This is a genomic window from Nonomuraea sp. NPDC003754, assembly GCF_053605785.1.
Map to the genome: position 1 here is coordinate 37,619 of NZ_JBSGJX010000049.1, position 16,342 is coordinate 53,960.

Consider the following 16,342-nt stretch of genomic DNA (forward strand, 5'->3'; position numbering starts at 1 on the left):
CTCAGCACTCGACCCACCCCCCTGACGCCGCCGAGGCGAGCACCGCGTCGCAGACGCGCGCGGCTCGGGCGCCGTCGTCGAAGGTGGGCAGGCCGTCGCGGCGCTCGCCGCGCAGCGCGGCGTAGCTGTCGGCGACGAAGGCCTCGAAGCACTCGTGGTAGCCCTGCGCGTGCCCGGGGGGCAGCGGCGAGTACGGCAGGGCGGCGGCGGTCAGCGTCTGGGGGTCGCGCACCAGCGCCATCGACCCCTCGCGCCTGCCCAGCCACAGCTTCTCGGGTTGCTCCTGGTCGAAGGCCAGGCTCTGCTCGGTGCCCGTCACCTCGAGGAAGAGCCGGTTCTTGCGCCCCGGTGAGACCTGGCTGGTGGTGAGGGAACCGAGCGCGCCGCCTGCCGTACGGAACTGGACGGTGACGACGTCCTCGGTCAGCACGGGGGCGTGGCCGGCGCGTTCCCGCTGGACGACGCCTGTCTGCGCGGACACCGCGCTGATGTGCTCGCCCGTGACGAACTCGGCCAGGTCGCACCAGTGCGAGCCGATGTCGGCGAACGTCCGGCTGGGCCCGCCGATCTCGGGGTCGACCCGCCAGTTGTCGTCCTCGGGGCGTAACAGCCAGTCCTGTAAGTAGCTGCCGTGGATCAGGGTGACCCTGCCGACGTCCCCGCGCGCCACGCGCTGCCTGGCCTCGCGGGCCATCGCGTGGAAGCGGTAGACGAACGGGACCGTGGCCACCAGGCCCGCCTCGTCGGCGCGGGCGGCCATGAGCGCCGCGGTCTCCGCGTCGGTGGCCAGCGGCTTCTCGCAGATGACCGCCACCCCGGCGGCGATGGCCTTGAGGGCGAGCGGCGCGTGCAGGTGGTTGGGGGTGCAGATGTGGACGAGGTCGATCGCGCCCGACTCGATCAGCTCGTCCGCCGAGGCGTAGGGGCCCTGCGACCTGTCGGGTCTGGACCCTGCGACGCCGACGATCGTGGCGCCTGCGAGGCGGGCGGAGCGGGCGTGTACACGGCCCATGAAGCCGGTCCCGATGATGCCCACTCGGGGATTATCAGCCGATTCCCGGCTTATGTCCTCCATGTTTCGTGATCGTAGATTCGACTTATGATGACGGTCAAGCAAAAGTCAGGCCTTTACTTCACAAGTCCCCCGGCTTATATACCGATCTATGGCTATTGGTGTTTGGCTCATCGGCGCCAGGGGCTCGGTCGCCACGACCGTCATGGTCGGGGCGGCGGCCATCAAGGCTGGACTGCTGCCCGCCGCGGGCTGCGTGGCGGAACGGCTGCCCCCGTGTGGCTTACCCGGTATCGCCGACCTCGTGTTCGGCGGTCATGACATCGCCTCCATCTCTCTGAGGAAGCGGGCCGAGCGGCTGGCCGAGGCAGGGGTGATCCCCGCCGCGCTCCCCGCCCTGCTGTCCGGCGACCTGGACGAGGCCGAGGCGGAGATCAGACCAGGCCACGCGCACGAAGGCGACCAGGCCGACGCCGCCGCCCGGCTGGCCCGCGACATCACCGCCTTCCGCGAGCGCAAGGGTCTGGCGCGCGTCGTGGTGGTGGACCTGTCCTCCACCGAGCCGCCCGTGCCGTGGCGGCCCGAGTTCGCCGATCTCGAGGCGCTGGAGGCGGCGCTGGCCACCGGGGCGTCGGTCCTGCCGGCCAGCTCGCTGTACGCGTACTCGGCCTTCCACGCCGGGTGCGGCTACGTGGCGTTCACCCCGTCGACGGGGCCCACGCTTCCCGCGCTGGCGCAGCTGGCGGCGGCCGAGGGCCTGCCGTACGCGGGACGCGACGGCAAGACGGGCGAGACGCTGGTGAAGAGCGCGCTCGCGCCGATGTTCGAGGGGCGGGGGCTGGCCGTGCGCTCCTGGTCGGGCCTGAACCTGCTCGGCGGCGGCGACGGCGCCACCCTGGCCGACCCCGCGGCGAGGGCGAGCAAGCAGACCTCGAAGGACAGGGCGGTCGAGGGCATCCTCGGCGGCAGGGTCGAGGGGCACACGCACATCGACTACGTGGCCGACCTCGGCGAGTGGAAGACCGCGTGGGACCACGTCACCTTCGAGGGGTTCATGGGCGTGCGGATGACCATGCAGTTCACCTGGCAGGGCTGCGACTCGGCGCTGGCCGCGCCCCTGGTGCTGGACCTGGCCAGGCTGGTGGCCCGCGCCCACGAGCGGGGCCGGAGGGGCGGGCTCGCCGAGCTCGGCTACTTCTTCAAGGACCCCCTCGGCGCCGCCGAGCACGCGCTGCCCGCCCAGGACGCCATGCTGCGGGCCTTCGCGGAGTCGCTCGCATGAGAGCGCTGCTCGAACTGGTCAGGGCACCCGCCGCGCTGTCGGTGCCGGGCGACACGATGGCCGGCGCCGCCGCCGCGGGCTCGCCCGCCCACCCGGGGACGGCGGTGGCCTCCACGTTGCTGTACTGGGCCGGCATGGCGCTCAACGACTGGTCGGACCGTCACCAGGACGCCGTCGACCGGCCCGAACGCCCCGTCCCGTCCGGCCGGATCAGCCCCGCCACGGCGCTCGCCACGGCGGTGGGCTGCACGGGCGCGGGCCTGCTCACCGCCTTCGTCGCGGGCGGCAGGCGAGGGCTCGGGCTCGCCGGCCTGCTCGCGGGCGCGGTATGGGCCTACGACCTGGCGCTCAAGCGCACGCCGGCCGGTCCCGCCGCCATGGCCGCGTGCCGGGCGCTCGACGTCATGCTCGGCGCGGGCGGCGCGGCGCGGGCCGTTCCCACCGCGCTGGCCATCGGCGCGCACACCTACGGCATCAGCGTCCTCGGCCGCGCCGAGACCACGGGCGCCACCGGCGCGACCGTCGGGGGCGCGGTGGCCGCCTGCGCCACCGCCGCCGCGCTCGTCGCCTGGACCTGCCCCGGCGCGCCGCTGGCCGGCTACGTCACCACCGCCGGGCGAGCCCTGGCGGGCCTGCGCGCCGACCCCGATCCCGCCCGGGTACGGCAGGCCGTCCGGCTGAGCATCGTGGCGCTCATCCCCCTGCAGGCCGCCGCCGTCGCCGGCCACGGCCGTCCCGTCCAGTCCGCGGCGCTGCTGGCCGCCGCGCCCTTCGGCGGCCGGCTGTCGAGGCTGGTGGCCACCTCGTGAACTGGTCCTACTGCACCAACGGCTTCCGCGACCACCGGCTGCCCGAGGCGCTGGCCGTCCTGGCCGAACTCGGCTACACCGGGGCCGCGATCACCCTCGACCACGGCCACCTCGACCCCTACGCCCCCGGCCTCGCCCGTGACGTGGCGGCGACCGCCAAGCTGCTCGGCGAGCTCGGCATGACCGCGGTCGTGGAGACGGGTGGCCGCTACACCCTCGACCCGTGGCGCAAGCACCACCCGACGCTGCTCGGCGAGGGAGACTGGCGCAGGGCCGACTACCTGCGCAGGGCCATGCGGATCGCCGTGGACCTCGGCGCGCCCGTGGTGCACCTGTGGAGCGGGGCCCTGCCTGACGGCGTCGGCGAGCAGGAGGCGTGGGCCAGGCTGGCCGGATGGTGCGAGCGGCTGCTCGGCGACGCCGACGAGCTGGGCGTCACGCTCGCCTTCGAGCCGGAACCCGGGATGCTGGTCGCCGATCTGGCGGGCTACGAACGGCTGCGGGACCTGCTCGGCGGCCATCCCCGTTTCGGGCTCACGCTGGACATCGGGCACTGCAGGTGCCTGGAACCGCAGGACGTGCCGGACTGCGTCCGGCGGGCGCTGCCGTACCTGGCGCACGTGCAGATCGAGGACATGCGCAGGGGCGTCCACGAGCACCTGGAGTTCGGGGCGGGCGAGATCGGTTTCCCGCCCGTCATCGCCGCGCTCGCGGGTTACCGCGGCCAGGTGGCGGTCGAGCTGGCCAGGCACGGCCACGCCGCCCCCGAGGTCGCCCGCCGGTCGATCGACTTCCTGAGGAGGGCACATGGACGACTGGACGGCTGAGGCCGTGGCACAGGTGAAAGCCGACCAGCAGGCCGCGCACCGCCTGTTCCCGGTGGCGGCGCGCAGGGGCGGCCCATCCGCCAGAGCCGCCCTGCTCGACCACGTCGACGCCGCGACGGTCGCCGCCCTGTACCGCGACGGCGACGCCGGCGAGCGCCTGGCCGTTCTGGACGCGCTGGACCGGCTCGACCTCGGCGACGCGGCGCTGCCGCTGGTGGAGGACGCGCTGCGCACCAACGACGCCAGGCTCGTCGCCGCGGCCCTCGGCCCGTACGGCGCGCGGGTCCTCGACGACCACGCCTACCGCCAGGGCGTGCTGAAGTGCGTGTTCATGGCGATCCCGCTCGAGCGGGTCGCCGGCCTCGACGAACGCTTCGACCCCGAGCTGGCCAGGATGCTGGCCGCCTACGCCGACGAACGGAGGGCGGCCGGCAGGACCGTGCCCCCCGACGTGCTGGAGAGGATCTGATGCGCATCTTCGACCCCCACGTCCACATGACCTCCAGGACCACCGACGACTACGAGCGGATGCACGGGGCGGGGGTGCGCGCCGTCGTCGAACCGGCCTTCTGGCTGGGGCAGCCGCGCACCAACGTGGGCAGCTTCCTCGACTACTTCGACGCGCTGCTGGGCTGGGAGCCGTACCGGGCGGCGCAGCACGGCATCCGCCACCTGTGCGCGCTGGCGCTCAACCCCAAGGAGGCCAACGACCCGCGCTGCGCGGGCGTGCTCGGCGAGCTGCCCCGCTACCTGCTGAAGGAGTCGGTCGTGGCGGTCGGCGAGATCGGCTACGACTCGATGACACCGGCGGAGGACAGGGCGTTCGAGGCGCAGCTCGCCATGGCCGCCGAGCACGACCTGCCCGTCCTGGTGCACACCCCGCACCGGGACAAGGCCGCCGGCACCCGGCGCACGCTGGACGTCGTCAAGGGCCTGCCGCCCGAGCGCGTGCTGGTCGACCACCTCAACGAGGTGACGGTGGGCATGGTCGCCGACTCCGGCTGCTGGATGGGCTTCTCGATCTACCCCGACACCAAGATGGACCCTGGCCGGATGGTGGCGATCCTCCAGGAGTACGGCACCGAGCGGATGCTGGTGAACTCGGCCGCCGACTGGGGCCGCAGCGATCCGTTGCGCACCAGGGCCGTCGGCGAGGCGATGCTCGCCGCCGGTTTCACCGAGGACGACGTCGACAGGGTGCTGTGGCGCAACCCGTCCGCCTTCTACGGCGTCGATCCCGCCGCGCCCGCGCCGGGCGACGACTACGCGGGCAACACGATCAGGCGGGGTGGCTGATGCGCCTGCTGCACCCCGGCGGTCCGGTCGTGCACCTGGCCTACTGCACCAACGTCCACCCCGCCGAAGACCTGCCGGGCATCCACGCCCAGCTGTCCGGCTCCTGCGCCCGCGTCCGCGCGCTGCTCGGCGTGCCGCGCCTCGGCGTGGGGCTGTGGCTGCCCGCCGGAGCCGCCCGCGCGCTGCTGGCCGACCGCCGGGAGCTGGTACGGCTGCGCGCCGCGCTCGACGACAACGGCCTGGAAGTCGTCACGCTGAACGGCTTCCCCTACGGCGGCTTCCAGCGGGAGGTGGTGAAACACCGCGTCTACTCCCCCGACTGGTCCTCGCCCGCGCGGCTGTCCTACACCCTCGACCTGGCCGCGATCCTCGCCGCCCTGCTCCCGGACGACGTGGCCGAGGGCTCGATCTCGACCCTGCCGCTGGCCTGGCGCACCAGGGGCGCGCCGACCGCCCTGCTGGGCAGCCTGGTCGAGGGGCTGCGCGAGGTCGGCGATCGGACCGGCAAGACCATCAGGGTCGGCTTCGAGCCCGAACCCGGCTGCGTCATCGAGACCACCGCCCAGGCCGCGAAGCTGCTGCCGCGCGACGACCTCCTCGGCGTCTGCCTGGACGCCTGCCACCTCGCCGTCGGCTTCGAGGGGCTCGACTTCGGCGACCTGCCGATCGTGAAGCTGCAGGCGTCGTGCGCGCTGGAGACGCCGCCGGGGGCGCAGCGGGCGCTCGAGAGGTTCCACGAGGCGCGCTTCCTGCACCAGACCAGGTGCGCCTCCGGCTACGCCGACGACCTGGACGAGGCGCTGGCGCGCCTGCCGTACGGGGAGAGGTGGCGGACCCATTTCCACATGCCCCTGCACGCCGCCCCTCCGCCGCCGCTGACCACCACCGCCGGGTACCTCGGCGAGCTGCTGCGCGCCGTGCTGGCCGCGCCGCTCACCAGGCACATCGAGGTCGAGACCTACACCTGGACGGTGCTGCCCGACCAGGACGTGCTCGGCGGCATCGCCGCCGAGCTCACCTGGATGCGGCGCGAGCTGGCCGCCCTCGGACTGAAGGAGCTGTGATGCCGCCGATCGTGGTGATCAACGTGGTGGGGCTGACCCCGCGCCTGCTCGCGCACATGCCCGGGGTGTCCAAGGTCGGCGCGGCGGCGGCGCTGCGCCCGATCCTGCCTGCCGTGACCTGCTCGATGCAGGCCACCCTGCTGACCGGCGCGCCACCGCGCCGGCACGGGATCGTCGGCAACGGCTGGTACTTCAGGGACCTGGGCGAGGTCTTCCTCTGGCGGCAGCACAACGCGCTCATCCAGGGCGGCCAGCTGTGGGACTCGGTCCCCGGCCTGCGCACCGCCAACGTCTGCTGGTGGTACGCCATGGGGGCGGCCGCCGACCTGCTCGTCACCCCGCGCCCGATCTACCACGCCGACGGCCGCAAGTCGCCGGACTGCTACACGCGACCGCCCTCCCTGCACGACGAGCTGCCGCCGTTCCCCCTCTTCAGCTACTGGGGGCCGGGCGCGGGCATCGCCTCGACCGAGTGGATCGTCGGCGCGTCCGTCCACATCCTGCGCGCCCACCGGCCCGACCTGATGCTCGTCTACGTCCCGCACCTCGACTACGACCTGCAGCGGTACGGCCCCGACGGTCCGCAGGCGGTCGCCGCGGCCCAGGCCGTCGAGACCGCCCTCGCGCCCCTGCTGGCCGAGGACGCCACGTTCGTCGTGCTGTCGGAGTACGGCATCACGCCCGCCTCCAGGCCCGTCGACGTCAACAGGGCGCTGCGCGCGGCCGGACTGCTGGAGGTGTACACGCAGGCCGGCATGGAGTACCTCGACCCGTGGACCTCGCGGGCCTTCGCCGTCGCCGACCACCAGCTGGCCCACGTCTACGTCCGCGACCCCGCCGACCTGCCGAGGGTGCGGTCGGTGGTGTCCGAGCTGCCCGGCGTGGACGAGGTGCTGGACGAGACGGGCAAGGCCGTCCACGGTCTCGACCACGAGCGCTCGGGCGAGCTCGTCGCGGTCGCCGAGCCCGACGCGTGGTTCACCTACTACTACTGGCTGGACGACGCCCGCGCCCCCGACTTCGCCCGGCTGGTCGAGATCCACCGCAAGCCCGGCTACGACCCGGCCGAGCTGTTCATGGATCCCGCCGATCCGTTCGTCAAGGTGCGCGCGGGCCTGGCGCTGGCCCGCAAGAGGCTCGGCCTGCGCTACACGATGCCGGTGGTGCCGCTGGACCCGTCGCCCGTGCGGGGCAGCCACGGCCGGCTGCCCGACAGCGCCGACGACGGTCCCGTCCTGCTCGGCCCCTTCGACGGGGACGCCTACCCGGCCACGGCGGTCAAGGGCCTGCTCGACGGGCTCATCTCCAGGCGCGCAGGCTGAGGTCGTCGCAGTAGCCCTGGCCCGCTTCCTTCCGCCAGCAGAAGATCGTCGCCTTGGTCATGCCCTTGCCGGTGGTGAAGGTCATCGAGTAGTAGGCGTACTTCTTTCCGCGGTGCACCCTCCACCCGCCCCGGTGCGGGTCGGCGGTCTTGACGCCCAGCATGGTCCGCCTGCCGTCGGAGCGCACCCATCCGCTCAGGGTGTACCTGGTGTTGGGGCGCAGGTCGGTCAGCACCTGCTCGGCGGCGGCGTCCATGCCGGGGGTGGCGGCCAGCCAGACCGCGCCCCAGCCGCTGTGCTGGTCGCTGGTGACCTGCTTGACGGTGCCCCTGGGGTACCAGGGCGCCAGGTCGGCGTCGTTGAACCCAGCGTTCGCCAGGAGGTTGCGGTTGGTGAGGCGGAGCTTCCTGACCGGGCTCGGGACGGCGGTCGGGCTCGGGGAGGGGCTGGGCGTCTTCTTCCTCTTGGTCTTCGGCGTACGGCTGGGCAGCGGCGTGGACCAGGTGCCGGTGGAGGGGACGGCCACGGGCAGCGTGCTCGGCTGGGGATCGCGGGCCTGCGCTCGGGCCGTGCCCTGCGCCGTGGCGCCGTCCCTGGTGAGCAGAACGGCGGTCGTCGCGCCGCCGAGCACGACGACGGCGGCGGCCGCCAGCACGGCGATCAGCCGCCGCCTGCCCGCCGGTCGCGAGCTTTCCTGCCCCGCGGCGCCGGGAGGGGGCGGCTGAACCATGGTCCCCGGCAATCCGGTGATGGTCGCCTGCGGCGGGATGGTCGCCCCCACGGGCCCGGCGGCCGGAACCGTGGGCCCGAGGGGCGGAACCGCAGGCCCGGCCGGCGGGACCGCAGGCCCGGCGGGCGGAACCGTCGTCCCCGTGAGCGCGGCGGGCGGCGGCTGCGGCGGGATCGTCGTCCCGGGAAGTCCCGCGAGCGGCGGCTGCGGGGGGAGCGTCGTCCCGTGCGGTCCGTGGAGGGGCGGCTGCTGGGCTGCGGGGGCGGCGGGCGGGGTGCCCGGGTGTGCCGGCTGCGGCCCCGGCGGCGCGACCTGCGCCGGATGGGGAGGCGCGACCGGCACCGGATGGGGGGACGCGACCGGCGCCGGATGGTGAGGCGCGACGGGCGCGGGATGGTGGGGCGCGACGGGCGCGGGATGGTGGGGCGGCGGCGCGGCGAGGGGCGGGACGGGCTGCGGCGCGCCGACGGGCTGGGCGGGCGGGGCGGGCTGGGGTGACGCCGGAGAGACGGGCTGGGGCGGCACCGGGGTGCGGGCCCCGCTCAGGTGGGCCACGAGCTGTTCGGCGGTCGGCCGCCGCACCGGGTCCTTGACCAGGCAGAGCGACACCAGATCCCGCAACGCTCCGGCGAGCACCCCGAGGTCGGGCTCCTCGTACATGATCGAGTGCAGCAGCCCCGGCAGGGTCTCGGTGACGAACGCCGGCCGCCCGTTGGCCGCGAACACCATCGTCATCGCCCACGCGAACACGTCCGCGGCCGGGCCGACCGGCGTCTCGGCGAACTGCTCGGGCGCCATGTACCTGGGCGTGCCGAAGACCTGCCCCTGGTGCGTCATCCCGGACAGCTCGCTGTCCAGCGCCCTGGCGATGCCGAAGTCGATCACCACGGGACCGTCGGGCCCCAGCAGGATGTTGGCGGGCTTGAAGTCGCGGTGCAGCACGCCCGCCCGGTGGATGGCCGCCAGCGCCATCGCGGTGTTGAGCGCCAGCCGTTCGAGCGCGGCTCCCGTGCGGGCACCCGTCTCCCGTACGGACTCCTCGAGCGAGGGGCCGGAGACGTACTCGCTGACGATGTAGGGGCTGTCGCCGACCAGGCCGGTCTCCAGGATCTGGGCGGTGCAGAACCTGGCCACGCTGGTGGCGATCCGTACCTCGCGGACGAAACGCTCGCGCGCCTCCGCGTTGGCGATCAGGTGGGCCTGCAGGACCTTCACGGCGACGCGCTGCCCGTCCGGCGCCTCGCCGAGATAGACGATGCCTTGTCCGCCCTCGCCTAACCTGCCGAGGATGCGGTGTCCCCCGACAGCCGCAGGATCCCCGGGAATGAGCGGTCTCAACTCGACCACGGTGCCCCTTTTCCCCCGTTAACTCCCCTAGAGAGGGCACCTGTATATCACCGAACCGGAACCCCGGTTCGGCGACTGCGCATACCCGTGCGTCCGCGCACGTCAGAGCCCGCGACCGAGGTCGGCGACGAACCTGGCCAGCCCCGCCCGCCGCCGGAACAGCTCGTGCACCTCGGGTGTCGGCTCGTCGGCCAGGCGATCGAGCGGCAGGGTCGTCCACGCGGCGACCAGCACGAGCGTGGCGGCGTAGCCGTAGGCGACCTCGTCGGCGGAGAAGCCGGACCCCTCGACGTAGGCCGCCTCGATCGCCTCGTGGACGGCGGGCAGCTCGGCCGGCGTCAGCTCGCCCGAGTGTGCCCGGCCGACCAGGAGCTGGCACAGGTCGAAACCCGCGCAGGTGGCGTACGGCCAGCTCCAGTCGATGGCCACGAAGCGCGCCGAGCCGTCGGCGGGCACGAGCAGGTTGCCGGGGGAGGCGTCCCCGTGCGAGAGCGTGTGCGGCAGCTCGGCGACCGCCGCGACCAGCCGCTCGATCCTGGCGGCGAGCGCCAGCAGGTCGGAGCGCAGCAGCGGGTCGGCGTAGGCGGCGACGAGCGGGTGCCGCCACAGGTCCGGATCGCGCAGCGCGGGCAGGAACACGTGCTCGACCGGCCCGCCGAGGTAGTGGCGCAGCCCCTCGTTGGGCCCGGCGGCCGGATGCATGGCGGCCAGCTCGCCCAGGAGCCGGGCGGCGGACCGGTACCTGTCGAGGTCCCAGGGCGCGTCGGCGGTCCTGATGTCCTCCAGCCACATCACGTAGCGGTCGCCGCCCAGGTCCTCCACGTGGTGCAGGCGGGGCAGGCGCAGGCCGTCCGGCAGCGCGAAGCCCGCCAGGTAGGTGTCGAGGTCGACCCGCCACGGGAAGTGCGCCGCCAGCTCCTCCATGCCCGGACGGCGCCGCGGCGACTCGATCGACTTGACGACGAACGACCAGGGCAGGCCCGCCGTCGTGGTGCCGTGGAGCCTGCGCAGCGAGATGGTGGACAGCGCGCCGGACCCGTGCGCGGGCACGTCCTCGCTGCGCTGCTCGGCGATCTCGGCCGACGGGTCGCCGAGGCTGCGCCGTACCAGGTCCCTCAAGTCCATGGCCACAGCCTGCTCTCCCGGGAATGCCCTCGCATGAGTACGGGCTACTCAAATAGCCTTCCAGGGTGGCACGCGGGTGGCCCTTCGCGGGCCGGACGGCTGAGCTGGAGGAGATCAGGTCCGCCGCTGGCGGCCTGGTCGTCGTGGGCGCGCCCGGGGTGGGCAAGAGCTGTCTGGTGGCGCACGCCGTACGCGATCTCGACGGCGTGGCCTGGGTGCGGGCCACGGCCGCCGCCGCGGAGCTGCCGCTGGGCGCCTTCGGCCCGCTGCTGCCCTCCACGCCGCCCGCGGGCAACCCGCTGGGCTGGGCGGCCGACGCCGTGCGGGCGCCCGTCCTGGTGGTGGACGACGCGCACGTGCTCGACGCGGCCTCCGCCGCGCTCGTCCACCATCTGGTGGTGCGCGGCCGTACCCGGGTGATCGCGACCTTACGCACGCAGACGCCGGCGCCCGACGCCGTGCGGGCGTTGTGGAAGGACGGCCTGCTGCCGCGCATGGAGCTGGCGCCGCTGACGGTGGAGGAGACCAGGCGGCTGCTCGAACAGGCGCTGGGCGGCCGGGTGGAGCCGGGCACGGTGACGCGGCTGTGGGAGGCCAGCCGCGGCAACGCCCTGTATCTGCGGGAGCTGGTGCTGGCCGGGATGCTGGCCGAGCGCGCGGGCGTGTGGCGGTGGCGCGGGCCGCTGGCGATCACCCCGTCGTTGCGCGAGACGATCGCGGGCCGCATCGGCGAGCTGACGCCCGACGAGCGCGAGGTCCTGGAGCTCCTGGCGTACGGCGAGCCGCTGGGCGCCGACCTGCTGGGCGCGCTGGCGACCGCCGCCGCGGTCGAGCGCCTGGAGGACCGCCGGCTGGTCACCGTCGACGTGGAGGGCCGCCGCCTGCAGGTACGGCTCGGCCACCCGCTCTACGGCGAGGTCATCAGGCGCGGCTGCGGCACCCTGCGGGCCCGCAAGCTCCAGCGCAAGCTGGCCGACGCCGTGGCGGAGGCGGGCCTGCGCCGCCGCGAGGACGCGCTGCGGGTGGCCGTCTGGCGGCTGGACAGCGGCGCCGACAGCGATCCCGAGCTGCTGCTCGCCGCCTGCGACCTGGCCCGGACGGTGCGCGACCTCGTGCTGGCCGAGCGCCTGGCCCGCGCGGCCGGCGACGGTGTCCCTGCCAGGCTCGCGCTGGGCAGCATCCTGTTCTACGTCGACCGCTACGCGGAGTCGGAGGAGGTGTTCGCCGCCACCGGCCGGCTGCCGATGGACGGGCACACGCGCGTGGAGTGGGCGTCCTACCGGGCCTTCAACCTGTTCTGGGGGCTGGGCAGGCTCGAGGAGGCGCTGGAGCTGATGACGGTGGCCGAGGAATCGGCCGCCGATCTCGACTCGCGGCAGGGGGCGCGAGTCACCAGGGCCTCGGTGGAGGTCTTCGCCGGCGATCTGGAGGGCGCGAGGGCGTCGCTGCGCGCGGCTTCCGACATGGGCCCGACCACGCATCCGCGCAGCGTACGGGCGTCCGGCACGACCGAGGCCGGCATCCTGGCCGCGGAGGGCAGGGCGGCGGAGTCACTGCGGCTGGTCGCCCGCACGCTCGACCTGGTGCCGGACACGTTGCCGAGTCTCATGGCCGCGCTGCTGGAGGCCGCCACGGACGCCGCGCTCTATCTGGGCGATCTGGCGGCGGCCGAACGTCATGCCGAGCGGGGGCGCGGCCTGGACGGCGAGCTCGGCATGTGGGCCAGGACCACCATCGTCTTCGGCAGCCGCACGGCGCGGGCGCTCAGGCTGCGCGGCCGGGTGGCCGACGCGCTGGCCTGGTGCAGGGAGACGGTCGCCCATCTGCCCGAGCGCAGCGTGTGGGCGGGCCTGTGCCTGGGCGAGCTGGCCCACGCCCACGCGCTGCTCGGCGAGGTCGGCGCGGCGGAGGAGGCGATCGCGCGCGCCGAGCGGACCTGGCTGCCGGTCGGCCCGCCTGTCGTGGTCCCGCTCCAGCAGGCGAAGGTGTGGACGCGGGCGGCGCGCGGCGACGTGCCGGGCGCCGTCGCGACCGCGCTGGCCGCGGCCGAGCGGGCGCTGCCCGTCCAGGTGCCGTTCGTCCTGCACGACGTCGTAAGGCTCGGCCACCCCGCGCTGGTCGCCGACCGCCTGACCGGTGAGGGCCCGTTGGTCGCGCTCTTCGCCCGGCACGCCGCCGCCCGCACGGGCCCGGAGTTCGACGCCGTCTCGGTCGGTTTCGAGGGTCTCGGCCTGACCGTGCACGCCGCGGAGGCGGCGGCTCACGCGGCCCGCCGCTACCGCGATGACGGGCTGACCCGTGCGGCCAGGGCCGCGGAGACCAGGGCGTGGGCGCTGTCGCGCCGCTGCCAGGGCGTCCGCACTCCCGCGCTGCTCGACCTGGACGTGCCCGCGCTCACCCCTCGCCAGCGTGAGATCGCCCTGCTGGCCGCCCAGGGCCTGACCAACAGGGAGATCGCGACCAGGCTCGTGGTCTCCATCAGGACCGTCGCCAACACCCTCTACGCCGTCTACGAGAAGACCGGTGTGAGCGACCGCGCCGACCTGGCCGACCTGCTCGGCTGAACCGATCCCGGGGAGTTGACGCGTTTCCGCACGGCTTCTATGGTTCATTACAAGAGTAATGAACCACAGAAGCGAGTAACCATGTTCGACGACCGGAGCCCCATCTACCGGCAGATCGCGGACCGCATCAAGGCCGAGGTCGTGAGCGGGGCACTGAAGGGAGACGAGCAGGTCATGTCGACCAACCAGTACGCCGCCTTCTACCGCATCAACCCCGCGACGGCGCAGAAGGCGTTCCAGCAACTGGTCGACGAAGGCGTCCTCTACAAGAAACGAGGTATCGGCATGTTCGTCAGCCCTGCCGCCCGGGACACGCTCCGCGCGGAGCGCAGGGAGGGCTTCTTCACCGAGGTGGTCGACCCGATGGTGGCCGAGGCCAAGGCCATCGGCATCCCGCTCGACGACGTGATCGACCGCATCAGGAACAGCCGATGAGGATCGACATCGACGACCTGCGCGTGAGCTACGGGGACGTCCACGCCGTCGAGGGCCTGTCGCTCACGCTCGAGCCGGGCAAGATCTACGGCCTGCTCGGCCGCAACGGCGCGGGCAAGACCAGCCTGCTGTCGGTCCTGGCGGGCTTCCGCAGGCCGAGCGGCGGCAGCGCGCTGGCCGACGGCCGCCCGATCTTCGAGAACACGGCGATCACCAGGGACATCTCGCTGATCCGCGACGCCGGCGAGACGATCGACCTGGGCACCGTGGAGGACGCGCTCTACTTCGCCGAGCACCTGCGCCCCCGATGGGACGCCGCCTACGCGAAGGAGCTCATCGACCTGTTCGAGCTCGACCCCAAGAAGAACGTCAAAACCATGTCCAAGGGCCAGCGCTCGGCCGTCGGCGTGGTCATGGGCCTGGCCTCGCGGGCCCCGCTGACCATGTTCGACGAGTCATATCTCGGCATGGACGCCCCCAGCCGGCAGGCCTTCTACGACGCGCTGCTGGCCGACTTCATGGCCCACCCCCGCACGCTGATCCTCTCCACCCACCTCATCGAGGAGGTCAGCGCCCTGTTCGAGGAGGTCGTCATCATCGACAAGGGCCGCCTCGTCGTCCACTCCCCCGCCGACGACCTGCTGTCCATGGGCACCTCCGTCACCGGCCCGACGGCCCAGGTCGAGGAGTTCACCAAGGAGCTGACCGTGCTCGGCGTCAAGCGGCTCGGCCCCACCAGCTCCGCCATGGTGTACGGCAGGCTCGACCACGCCGAGGCCCGCCGCGCCGGCCTGGAGACCGGCCCCATCGCGATGCAGGAGCTGTTCATCCACCTGACCGGAGGCCCGGCCTCATGAGATTCCCCAGCCGCCTCCTCGGCGCCAACATCTGGCTCGCCTCCTTCGCGTGGCTGGCCTATCTCGTGCTCATCACGCTGATCACCGTCGGCATCGCCATCTGGGGCAACCTGGACGAGAGCGTGTGGGAGAAGGCCGTCCAGCTGACCCGCTGGTACGCGCTCTTCGCCGGGATCGCCCTGGTCAACGAGTTCCTGCCGCTCTACATCGCCCACGGGCAGAGCCGCCGCCAGTTCGGCTTCCAGGCGGCGGTCACCATCGCGCTGTTCGCGCCGTTCCTGGCGGCCCTGCTGGTGATCAGCTTCCTGCTGGAGTCGCTGCTGTACGGCGTGACGGGATGGACGTGGGCGCTCGGCCAGGCCCACCTGTTCACCGCGCCCACGCAGGTCCCGCTGATCTTCCTTGAGTACACGGTGATGTTCCTGGCCTGGCTGGTGACCGGCGCGTTCGGCGCGGCCGCCTTCTACCGGTGGCAGGGCGGCGGGCTGCTGGCCGTACCGGTCGGCATCCTCATGGTCCTGGTGGCGCAGAGCGCGATCGGCGACAGGATGCCGCTGCCGTTCATCACCGACCGGCTCGGCTTCGACCTCCCGCAGTCGGTGCCGCTGGCGCTGGCCGCGGGGCTGGGCACGTTCGCCGTCGGCCTCGGCCTCAGCTGGCTGATCATCCGCGACGTCCCGCTGCGGAACCAGCGGTGAGCGGGTGCGGCCATGCCGCTCGGGGCGTCGTCCGGCACCGCCGGGCCGCCGAGGTCGCATGGCGCCCCCGGTGAGGGGACGCCGTGACACCGCCGGTCATGGACGCCGTTCGTCAGCTGGGCGGCGCCGGGGCGAGCAGGCGGTCGAGCTCGGCGGCCACCGCGGCGGGGCGCTCCAGGTGGAGGTCGTGTCCCGCGCCGGGCACGGTGACGAACCGGGCGTCGGGCCGCAGCCGCCGCATCTCGGCCACCTCCTCCGCCGGCAGGACGCCCCGCTCGCCGAGGACGACGGTCGTCGGGCAGGCGATGCGCGCCCAGTCGTCCCAGTTCGAGCGGCGGGCGTGCGCGGCGATGACGTCGACGACGACCTCGCGCTCGAACGTCGGGCGCAGGCCGTCGGCCGCGGCGACCAGCCCGGAGGCCCAGCCCTCGCCGACCGGCCCGCCGCCGAAGAACCGCACCGCGTCCTCATGGGCGGCGAAGGGAACCGGCCAGGAGCCCAGCCAGCCGTCGATCTCCGCGGGCGTCTCGTCGTCACCCGCCGCCGCGCCCGCCTCGACCAGCAGCAGCGCCCGCACCAGGTCGGGACGCGCGGCGGCGGCCTGGATCGCGGTGACGCCGCCCAGCGACTGCCCGGCCAGGATCACCGGCCCGGCGGCGAGCTCCCCGATGACGGCGACCGCGTCGGCGACGAAGGCGGCCCTGGAGGTGTCGCCCGGGCGGGGTTCGCTGCCCCCATGGCCGCGCTGGTCGAGCGCCAGCAGCCGGTAACGGCCGCCGAGGTGCGCGCCGAGCGCCTCCCACTCGCGGGACTGTCCGGCCAGGCCGTGCAGGAGCAGGACGGCGGGCCCCGGGCCGCCGCTGTCGCGGCAGACCAGTCGCACGCCGTCACGTCGCACGGTCGTCGTTCTCATGTCGTCTTCCCCATCGCCGGGACACTCTACGCAGCCGCCGGCATGCGCAGGTGCGCGCGTG

At 73.8% G+C, this 16,342-nt stretch carries 15 protein-coding genes; 11 read left to right on the plus strand and 4 right to left on the minus strand.

Annotated features, from left to right (window positions below; translation table 11 throughout):
• Position 1: 1 nt before the first annotated feature.
• Entirely contained in the window at positions 2–1,036 is a 1,035-nt protein-coding gene (locus ACWEVS_RS39235; RefSeq protein WP_452555860.1) for a Gfo/Idh/MocA family protein, read from the minus strand.
• A 127-nt stretch (positions 1,037–1,163) separates the two neighbouring features.
• Between ACWEVS_RS39235 and ACWEVS_RS39240 the strand changes: the two genes are divergently transcribed.
• Genes ACWEVS_RS39240 through ACWEVS_RS39270 form a run of 7 tightly spaced genes read left to right on the plus strand, consistent with a single transcriptional unit; the run spans position 1,164 to position 7,612 of the window.
• Positions 1,164–2,294, plus strand: a complete 1,131-nt coding sequence (locus tag ACWEVS_RS39240; protein WP_452555862.1) for an inositol-3-phosphate synthase — start codon at positions 1,164–1,166, stop codon at positions 2,292–2,294.
• Positions 2,291–3,103: an SCO3242 family prenyltransferase gene (locus ACWEVS_RS39245; protein ID WP_452555864.1), complete on the plus strand. Its 813-nt coding sequence runs from the start codon at positions 2,291–2,293 to the stop codon at positions 3,101–3,103. Before ACWEVS_RS39240 ends, ACWEVS_RS39245 begins: the two co-directional genes overlap by 4 nt.
• Positions 3,100–3,930 carry a sugar phosphate isomerase/epimerase family protein gene (locus ACWEVS_RS39250; RefSeq protein WP_452555866.1) on the plus strand — a complete coding sequence of 277 codons (831 nt, stop codon included), beginning with the start codon at positions 3,100–3,102 and terminating at the stop codon, positions 3,928–3,930. The genes ACWEVS_RS39245 and ACWEVS_RS39250 overlap by 4 nt, the downstream gene beginning before the upstream one ends.
• Positions 3,911–4,399 carry an EboA domain-containing protein gene (locus ACWEVS_RS39255; RefSeq protein ID WP_449917172.1) on the plus strand — a complete coding sequence of 163 codons (489 nt, stop codon included), beginning with the start codon at positions 3,911–3,913 and terminating at the stop codon, positions 4,397–4,399. Before ACWEVS_RS39250 ends, ACWEVS_RS39255 begins: the two co-directional genes overlap by 20 nt.
• Entirely contained in the window at positions 4,399–5,226 is an 828-nt protein-coding gene (locus ACWEVS_RS39260; protein ID WP_449917175.1) for a TatD family hydrolase, read from the plus strand. The genes ACWEVS_RS39255 and ACWEVS_RS39260 overlap by 1 nt, the downstream gene beginning before the upstream one ends.
• Positions 5,226–6,290, plus strand: a complete 1,065-nt coding sequence (gene eboE, locus ACWEVS_RS39265; protein WP_452555868.1) for a metabolite traffic protein EboE — start codon at positions 5,226–5,228, stop codon at positions 6,288–6,290. Before ACWEVS_RS39260 ends, eboE begins: the two co-directional genes overlap by 1 nt.
• Entirely contained in the window at positions 6,290–7,612 is a 1,323-nt protein-coding gene (locus ACWEVS_RS39270) for an alkaline phosphatase family protein (RefSeq protein WP_452555870.1), read from the plus strand. Before eboE ends, ACWEVS_RS39270 begins: the two co-directional genes overlap by 1 nt.
• On the opposite strand, the gene ACWEVS_RS39275 is transcribed toward ACWEVS_RS39270, so the two are convergent.
• Both ACWEVS_RS39275 and ACWEVS_RS39280 read right to left on the minus strand, forming a co-directional pair.
• Positions 7,590–9,689, minus strand: coding sequence for a protein kinase domain-containing protein (locus ACWEVS_RS39275; protein ID WP_452555872.1), 2,100 nt, complete (start codon positions 9,687–9,689; stop codon positions 7,590–7,592). The two genes, ACWEVS_RS39270 and ACWEVS_RS39275, sit on opposite strands and share 23 nt — an antisense overlap.
• Before the next feature lie 102 nt (positions 9,690–9,791).
• Positions 9,792–10,814, minus strand: a complete 1,023-nt coding sequence (locus tag ACWEVS_RS39280) for a phosphotransferase (RefSeq protein WP_452555874.1) — start codon at positions 10,812–10,814, stop codon at positions 9,792–9,794.
• A gap of 65 nt (positions 10,815–10,879) precedes the next feature.
• Between ACWEVS_RS39280 and ACWEVS_RS39285 the strand changes: the two genes are divergently transcribed.
• The 4 genes from ACWEVS_RS39285 to ACWEVS_RS39300 all read left to right on the plus strand — a co-directional run bounded on the left by ACWEVS_RS39285 (position 10,880) and on the right by ACWEVS_RS39300 (position 15,368).
• Positions 10,880–13,378, plus strand: a complete 2,499-nt coding sequence (locus ACWEVS_RS39285; RefSeq protein ID WP_452555876.1) for a LuxR C-terminal-related transcriptional regulator — start codon at positions 10,880–10,882, stop codon at positions 13,376–13,378.
• Positions 13,379–13,459: 81 nt separating this feature from the next.
• Complete coding sequence (locus ACWEVS_RS39290; RefSeq protein WP_452555878.1) at positions 13,460–13,813, plus strand: GntR family transcriptional regulator; 354 nt, start codon at positions 13,460–13,462, stop codon at positions 13,811–13,813.
• Positions 13,810–14,670: an ABC transporter ATP-binding protein gene (locus ACWEVS_RS39295; protein ID WP_449917188.1), complete on the plus strand. Its 861-nt coding sequence runs from the start codon at positions 13,810–13,812 to the stop codon at positions 14,668–14,670. Before ACWEVS_RS39290 ends, ACWEVS_RS39295 begins: the two co-directional genes overlap by 4 nt.
• Complete coding sequence (locus tag ACWEVS_RS39300; RefSeq protein ID WP_452555880.1) at positions 14,667–15,368, plus strand: hypothetical protein; 702 nt, start codon at positions 14,667–14,669, stop codon at positions 15,366–15,368. Before ACWEVS_RS39295 ends, ACWEVS_RS39300 begins: the two co-directional genes overlap by 4 nt.
• A gap of 112 nt (positions 15,369–15,480) precedes the next feature.
• On the opposite strand, the gene ACWEVS_RS39305 is transcribed toward ACWEVS_RS39300, so the two are convergent.
• Positions 15,481–16,281, minus strand: a complete 801-nt coding sequence (locus ACWEVS_RS39305) for an alpha/beta fold hydrolase (RefSeq protein ID WP_449917194.1) — start codon at positions 16,279–16,281, stop codon at positions 15,481–15,483.
• Positions 16,282–16,342: the final 61 nt, after the last annotated feature.

What these genes read in the sequence shown, in the direction of transcription:
- ACWEVS_RS39240 (WP_452555862.1), top strand. Translation starts at nt 1,164, where the DNA reads ATGGCTATTGGTGTTTGGCTCATCGGCGCCAGGGGCTCGGTCGCCACG.
- ACWEVS_RS39245 (WP_452555864.1), top strand. Translation starts at nt 2,291, where the DNA reads ATGAGAGCGCTGCTCGAACTGGTCAGGGCACCCGCCGCGCTGTCGGTG.
- ACWEVS_RS39255 (WP_449917172.1), top strand. Translation starts at nt 3,911, where the DNA reads ATGGACGACTGGACGGCTGAGGCCGTGGCACAGGTGAAAGCCGACCAG.
- ACWEVS_RS39260 (WP_449917175.1), top strand. Translation starts at nt 4,399, where the DNA reads ATGCGCATCTTCGACCCCCACGTCCACATGACCTCCAGGACCACCGAC.
- eboE (WP_452555868.1), top strand. Translation starts at nt 5,226, where the DNA reads ATGCGCCTGCTGCACCCCGGCGGTCCGGTCGTGCACCTGGCCTACTGC.
- ACWEVS_RS39270 (WP_452555870.1), top strand. Translation starts at nt 6,290, where the DNA reads ATGCCGCCGATCGTGGTGATCAACGTGGTGGGGCTGACCCCGCGCCTG.
- ACWEVS_RS39280 (WP_452555874.1), bottom strand. Translation starts at nt 10,814, where the DNA reads ATGGACTTGAGGGACCTGGTACGGCGCAGCCTCGGCGACCCGTCGGCC.
- ACWEVS_RS39290 (WP_452555878.1), top strand. Translation starts at nt 13,460, where the DNA reads ATGTTCGACGACCGGAGCCCCATCTACCGGCAGATCGCGGACCGCATC.
- ACWEVS_RS39295 (WP_449917188.1), top strand. Translation starts at nt 13,810, where the DNA reads ATGAGGATCGACATCGACGACCTGCGCGTGAGCTACGGGGACGTCCAC.
- ACWEVS_RS39300 (WP_452555880.1), top strand. Translation starts at nt 14,667, where the DNA reads ATGAGATTCCCCAGCCGCCTCCTCGGCGCCAACATCTGGCTCGCCTCC.
- ACWEVS_RS39305 (WP_449917194.1), bottom strand. Translation starts at nt 16,281, where the DNA reads ATGAGAACGACGACCGTGCGACGTGACGGCGTGCGACTGGTCTGCCGC.